Origin of the sequence: Citrobacter sp. wls615 (assembly GCF_005281355.1) — a bacterium.
Classification (GTDB): Bacteria; Pseudomonadota; Gammaproteobacteria; order Enterobacterales; family Enterobacteriaceae; genus Citrobacter; species Citrobacter werkmanii.
Genome location: NZ_SZXM01000092.1, coordinates 21,786 through 27,934 on the forward strand (window position 1 = coordinate 21,786; position 6,149 = coordinate 27,934).

At 56.5% G+C, this 6,149-nt stretch carries 6 protein-coding genes; all 6 read left to right on the plus strand.

Annotated elements, in window-relative coordinates:
* Nucleotides 1–117 precede the first annotated feature (117 nt).
* The gene (locus FDX04_RS23965; protein WP_137371589.1) at nt 118–1,476 is read left to right on the plus strand and encodes an aromatic acid/H+ symport family MFS transporter; all 1,359 of its coding nucleotides are present in this window, start codon (nt 118–120) and stop codon (nt 1,474–1,476) included.
* Between the two features lie 11 nt (nt 1,477–1,487).
* The gene (gene gtdA / locus FDX04_RS23970) at nt 1,488–2,525 is read left to right on the plus strand and encodes a gentisate 1,2-dioxygenase (protein ID WP_137371590.1); all 1,038 of its coding nucleotides are present in this window, start codon (nt 1,488–1,490) and stop codon (nt 2,523–2,525) included.
* Between the two features lie 15 nt (nt 2,526–2,540).
* Entirely contained in the window at nt 2,541–3,242 is a 702-nt protein-coding gene (locus FDX04_RS23975; RefSeq protein ID WP_137371591.1) for a fumarylacetoacetate hydrolase family protein, read from the plus strand.
* An 8-nt stretch (nt 3,243–3,250) separates the two neighbouring features.
* Nucleotides 3,251–3,895, plus strand: a complete 645-nt coding sequence (gene maiA, locus FDX04_RS23980) for a maleylacetoacetate isomerase (protein ID WP_137371593.1) — start codon at nt 3,251–3,253, stop codon at nt 3,893–3,895.
* A 14-nt stretch (nt 3,896–3,909) separates the two neighbouring features.
* Nucleotides 3,910–5,103 (plus strand): 3-hydroxybenzoate 6-monooxygenase, encoded by a 1,194-nt coding sequence (locus FDX04_RS23985; RefSeq protein ID WP_042307339.1) that lies wholly within the window; start codon nt 3,910–3,912, stop codon nt 5,101–5,103.
* 61 nt (nt 5,104–5,164) lie between these two features.
* Nucleotides 5,165–6,109, plus strand: coding sequence for a tRNA dihydrouridine(16) synthase DusC (gene dusC, locus FDX04_RS23990; RefSeq protein WP_137371592.1), 945 nt, complete (start codon nt 5,165–5,167; stop codon nt 6,107–6,109).
* Nucleotides 6,110–6,149 lie beyond the last annotated feature (40 nt).

The window sequence follows — 6,149 nt, forward strand, 5'->3', positions numbered from 1 at the left end:
CCTCCAGGTTATGCCTCTGCATGAAAAGCCATTGTACATTTCATCTCCAAACATACAAAGTCGCAACATACCTAAAACAAAACAGACATCTACTCTACCTGCACTGAGGCATTCACTATGACTCAACAACGTGATCTACAAGCACTGATCGATTCTGCCCCCGTCGGTAAGACGCAGTGGCGCGTGATTATTTGCTGTTTCCTGGTCGTCATGCTCGACGGTTTTGATACCGCGGCGATTGGTTTTATCGCACCCGATATACGCACTCACTGGCAATTGACTGCCGGGGATCTGGCGCCGCTTTTTGGCGCAGGACTGTTGGGGCTAACTGCAGGCGCGTTGCTCTGCGGGCCGCTGTCCGATCGCTTTGGCCGTAAACGGGTGATTGAGCTTTGCGTGGCGCTGTTTGGCGCGCTGAGTCTGATCTCGGCTTTTTCGCCCGATCTGCAAACGTTGGTTATTTTGCGTTTCCTTACCGGGTTAGGTCTGGGCGGCGCAATGCCTAATACCATCACCATGACGTCGGAATACCTGCCAGCCCGTCGACGTGGCGCCTTGGTCACCATGATGTTCTGCGGCTTTACTCTCGGATCGGCTATGGGCGGCATCGTCAGCGCTCAACTGGTACCGGTTATTGGTTGGCATGGCATTCTGGTGCTGGGGGGCGTTTTGCCGCTGATGCTGTTTGTCGCCCTGCTGTTTGCGTTACCGGAATCCCCGCGCTGGCAGGTTCGTCGCCAGCTACCGCAAAACGTGATTGCCAGAACTGTCAGCGCGATTACCCGCGAACGTTATGACGATACCCATTTTTATCTCAACGAGGGCGCAGCGATTGCCAAAGGCAGTATCCGCCAGCTGTTCGTCGGGCGACAGTTGCCCATTACCCTGATGTTATGGGTGGTGTTCTTTATGAGCCTGCTGATTATTTATCTGCTCTCCAGTTGGATGCCAACGCTGCTTAACCATCGCGGAATCGACCTGCAACACGCTTCCTGGGTGACCGCGGCCTTCCAGATTGGCGGTACGTTAGGTGCGCTGGCGCTGGGCGTACTGATGGATAAATACAATCCTTTTCGTGTGCTGGCAGTGAGCTATGCGCTGGGTGCGGTGTGTATCGTCATGATTGGCCTGAGCGAAAACGGTCTGTGGCTGATGGCGTTGGCGATTTTTGGCACCGGCATCGGGATTAGCGGTTCTCAGGTGGGTCTCAATGCGTTAACCGCCACCCTTTATCCGACGCAAAGCCGTGCGACGGGCGTCAGTTGGTCTAATGCCATTGGCCGCTGCGGCGCGATTGTCGGTTCGCTTTCTGGCGGCGTGATGATGGCGATGAATTTCTCGTTCGATAACCTGTTTTTCATTATTGCCGTTCCGGCGGCCATCAGCGCGGTGATGCTTACGCTGCTGACGGTTGTTGTTCGCCAGTCGGCCTCTGTCCCTGACGCCTTGCCACGCGCAGGCATCGTGAATGAATAAGGAGAATCCCTATGTCTGAACTGAATCAGGATGTTAAGCACAGCCGTCAGCAGTTTTACCAGCATATTTCCGGGCAGAATCTGACCCCGCTGTGGGAGTCGCTGCATCGTCTGGTGCCGTCAACGCCGAACGCGCATTGCGCGCCTGCGTACTGGAACTATCAGGAGATCCGCCCGCTGCTGCTGGAAAGCGGCGATCTGATTGGCGCGAAAGAGGCGATTCGCCGCGTGCTGGTGCTGGAAAACCCAATGCTGCGCGGACAGTCTTCAATCACCCCGACGCTGTACGCGGGATTACAGTTGATTATGCCGGGCGAGGTTGCGCCGAGCCACCGTCATAATCAGTCTGCGCTGCGCTTTATTGTCGAAGGGAAAGGGGCATTTACCGCCGTGGATGGCGAGCGCACCCAGATGCATGAAGGCGATTTTATTCTGACGCCGCAGTGGCGCTGGCACGATCACGGCAACCCAGGCAGCGAACCGGTAGTGTGGCTGGACGGTCTGGATCTGCCGCTGGTGAATCTGTTGGGCTGTGGCTTTGCGGAAGACTACCCGGAAGATCAGCAGCCGGTCACGCGCAAGGAAGGGGATTATTTACCGCGCTATGCGGCCAATATGCTGCCGCTGCGTCATCAAAAGGGTAATTCATCGCCCATTTTCAACTATCGCTACGATCGTAGCCGTGAAGCACTGCATGACCTGACCCGCCTGGGCGAGGCCGATGAGTGGGATGGTTACAAGATGCGCTACGTGAACCCGGTAACCGGCGGTTATCCCATGCCGTCAATGGGGACCTTCCTGCAATTGTTGCCGAAGGGCTTTTCTTCACGGATGGCGCGTACCACTGACAGCACTATCTACCATGTGGTGGAAGGAAGCGGACAGGTCACCATCGGCAACGAAACCTTCAATTTTTCGCCAAAAGATATCTTCGTGGTGCCGACCTGGCACGGTGTGTCGTTCCAGGCCAGCGAAGATGCCGTCTTATTCAGTTTTTCGGACAGACCGGTTCAGGAAGCGCTGGGGTTGTTCCGTGAAGCACGCTATTAATTTGGGAGAGATAAAATGACGCAATACGTATTCGAACCACAAGCGCCGGTTACCGTTCCGGTGGTTGGTAGTGATGAACAATTTCCCGTGCGCCGCGTTTACTGCGTGGGGCGCAACTATGCCGCACACGCGCGTGAAATGGGCTTTGACCCAGATCGCGAACCGCCGTTCTTCTTCTGTAAACCTGCCGACGCGGTGGTTCCGGTGGCGGCTGGTCAAACCCTTGAACTGCCGTACCCGTCGCAGACCGATAACTATCACTATGAGATAGAGCTGGTGGTGGCGATTGGGAAAAAGGGCAGCGATATACCGCTGGAAAAAGCGCACGAATATATCTGGGGCTATGCCACCGGTCTGGATATGACCCGTCGCGACAGGCAGATGGAGATGCGCCAGATGGGGCGTCCGTGGGAAATCGGCAAAGCGTTTGATCTCTCTGCGCCCATCGCGCCGCTGCATAAAGCCAGTGAAAGCGTAGATGTGAACAATGCGCCTATCTGGCTGCAGGTTAACGGCGACGATCATCAGCGGAGCGATATTCGCCACCTCATCTGGTCTGTGAATGAAACCATTAGCTATCTGTCCGGATTTTTCGAACTGCAGCCGGGCGATCTGATCTTCACTGGTACGCCAGAAGGCGTGGGGGCGGTAGTGAAAGGCGATGTGATCACCGGCAACGTAGACGGTTTAACCCCCATCGCCGTGAAGATTGTCTGAGGTGGATGATGAAGCTGTACAGTTTCTTTAATAGCTCCGCGTCATATCGCGTGCGTATTGCGCTGGCGCTGAAGGGGCTCGATTTCCAGACGGTGGGCGTCAACATTCGCATCGGTCAGCAGAACGAACTGGCCTATCGGCGGATGAATCCGCTGGGGCTGGTGCCGACGCTGGTGACCGACGACGGAGAATCGCTCGGACAGTCGCTGGCGATAACCGACTGGCTGGATGGCCACTTTCCGCAGTTGCCGCTGCTGCCTGCTGACTTCCCGATGCGCAGTCGGGTGCTGGAAATTGTCTATGCCATCGCCTGTGATATCCACCCAGTGAATAACATGCGGGTGCTGCGCTACCTGAGCGACGAGTTAAAGATCAGTGAAGAGGATAAAAAACGCTGGTATGCGCACTGGATCCAGCAAGGGTTAAGCGCAGTGGAACAGATGCTGCGCCAGAGTCATTCGGGGGCGTTCTGCGTGGGTGATGCGCCGACGTTGGCGGATTGCTGCCTGATCCCGCAATGGGCGAACGCGCTACGTATGGGCTGCGATTTGAGCGCATATCCACGGTGCAAGGCGGTCTATGATGCCTGTACCCAGCTTCCGGCGTTTATCGCCGCCGCGCCCGAGAACCAACAAGACAAAATTCCAGCCTGATAAGGAGAACGACAATGGCTAAAGTGACACGCGCAATTATCGTGGGTGGTGGGATTGGCGGCGCGGCGACCGCGTTATCGCTGGCCCGTCAGGGAATCAAAGTGATGTTGTTGGAGAAAGCGCATGAGATTGGTGAAATTGGCGCGGGCATTCAGCTCGGACCAAACGCGTTCTCTGCGCTCGACAGCCTTGGTGTGGGAGAGGTTGCCCGCCAGCGCGCCGTTTTTACCGATCATATCACCATGATGGATGCGGTAAATGCGCAGGAAGTCGTGCGTATTGAAACCGGACAGGCGTTCCGCGATCACTTTGGCGGTCCTTATGCGGTTATCCATCGGGTGGATATTCATGCTTCTGTGTGGGAAGCGGCGCTGGTTCATCCCAACGTTGAGTATCGCACTTCAACTAACGTGGTTGATATTCGCCAGACCGAGAATGACGTGACGGTATTTGACGAGCATGGCAACAGCTGGACGGCGGATATTTTGGTCGGCTGTGACGGTGTGAAGTCGGTTGTCCGTCAGTCTCTGATTGGCGATGCGCCACGCGTGACCGGGCACGTGGTCTATCGCGCGGTGATTGATTGCGATGATATGCCGGAAGATTTGCGCATTAACGCGCCGGTGTTGTGGGCCGGACCGCACTGTCACCTGGTGCACTATCCGCTGCGCGGCGGCAAACAATACAATCTGGTGGTGACCTTTCATAGTCGTCAGCAGGAAGAGTGGGGTGTGAAGGATGGCAGTAAAGAGGAGGTGCTCTCCTATTTTGCCGGTATTCATCCACGTCCACGGCAGATGCTGGATAAACCGACGTCATGGCGGCGCTGGGCCACTGCTGACCGCGAGCCGGTGGAGAAATGGGGCACTGACCGCATTACGCTGGTGGGTGATGCCGCGCATCCGGTGGCGCAATATATGGCGCAGGGAGCGTGTATGGCGTTGGAGGATGCCGTCACGCTCGGTAAGGCGTTACAGCAGTGTGACGGCGATGCGGCTGATGCCTTTGCCCTGTATGAGTCGGTGCGCATTCCGCGTACGGCGCGGATTGTCTGGTCGACGCGCGAAATGGGCCGCGTTTATCACGCTGCGGGCGTCGAGCGCCAGGTGCGTAATCTGCTGTGGCAAGGCAAATCACAGGCAGAGTTTTATCGCGGTATGGAGTGGCTGTACGGCTGGAAAGAAGATAACTGTCTGTTGCCGCGCTGAGCCTCTTTAATCTCCCGAACGGAGGCGCTACCATAGCGCCTCTTTTTTTGCGGGTGACGATATGCGTGTTTTACTGGCGCCGATGGAAGGCGTGCTCGATTCCCTGGTGCGCGAACTGCTGACCGAAGTGAATGATTACGATCTGTGCATCACCGAGTTTGTGCGCGTGGTGGATCAGCTCCTGCCGGCAAAAGTATTTCACCGGCTCTGCCCGGAACTGCATAACAACAGCCGCACGCCATCCGGTACGCAGGTGCGCATACAGCTGTTGGGCCAGTACCCGCAGTGGCTGGCGGAGAACGCGGCCCGCGCGGTAGAACTGGGATCGTACGGTATCGATCTGAACTGCGGTTGCCCGTCGAAGCTGGTCAACGGCAGCGGCGGCGGTGCGACGTTATTGAAAGATCCAGAGCTTATCTACCGCGGCGCAAAAGCCATGCGCGAGGCGGTCCCGGACCATCTCCCGGTGACGGTGAAAGTGCGCCTGGGCTGGGACAACAGCGATCGGCAGTTTGAAATTGCCGATGCCGTCCAGCAGGCTGGCGCCAGCGAACTGGTGGTGCACGGTCGTACCAAAGAGCAGGGCTATAAGGCCGAGCATATTAACTGGCAGGCGATTGGTGAAATTCGCCAGCGACTTACGATTCCGGTTATCGCGAATGGCGAAATCTGGGACTGGCAGAGCGCCCAGGATTGTATGGCCATCAGCGGATGCGATGCGGTGATGATCGGCCGTGGCGCGTTAAATATCCCGAACCTGAGCCGCGTGGTGAAGTACAACGAGCCGCGAATGCCGTGGCCTGAAGTGGTGAGATTGTTGCAAAAATATACCCGTCTCGAAAAGCAGGGTGACACAGGGTTGTATCATGTGGCGCGTATTAAGCAGTGGTTAGGGTATTTGCGTAAAGAATATTCAGAGGCAACGGCACTGTTTCAGGAGATTCGCGCGTTAAACAATTCACCGGATATCGCTCGGGCAATTCAGGCCATCAAGATTACCGCCTGACATCAGTTCCGGTAGGCCGGATAAGGCGTTTACGCCGCCA

What these genes read in the sequence shown, in the direction of transcription:
- FDX04_RS23965 (WP_137371589.1), top strand. Translation starts at nt 118, where the DNA reads ATGACTCAACAACGTGATCTACAAGCACTGATCGATTCTGCCCCCGTC.
- gtdA (WP_137371590.1), top strand. Translation starts at nt 1,488, where the DNA reads ATGTCTGAACTGAATCAGGATGTTAAGCACAGCCGTCAGCAGTTTTAC.
- FDX04_RS23975 (WP_137371591.1), top strand. Translation starts at nt 2,541, where the DNA reads ATGACGCAATACGTATTCGAACCACAAGCGCCGGTTACCGTTCCGGTG.
- maiA (WP_137371593.1), top strand. Translation starts at nt 3,251, where the DNA reads ATGAAGCTGTACAGTTTCTTTAATAGCTCCGCGTCATATCGCGTGCGT.
- FDX04_RS23985 (WP_042307339.1), top strand. Translation starts at nt 3,910, where the DNA reads ATGGCTAAAGTGACACGCGCAATTATCGTGGGTGGTGGGATTGGCGGC.
- dusC (WP_137371592.1), top strand. Translation starts at nt 5,165, where the DNA reads ATGCGTGTTTTACTGGCGCCGATGGAAGGCGTGCTCGATTCCCTGGTG.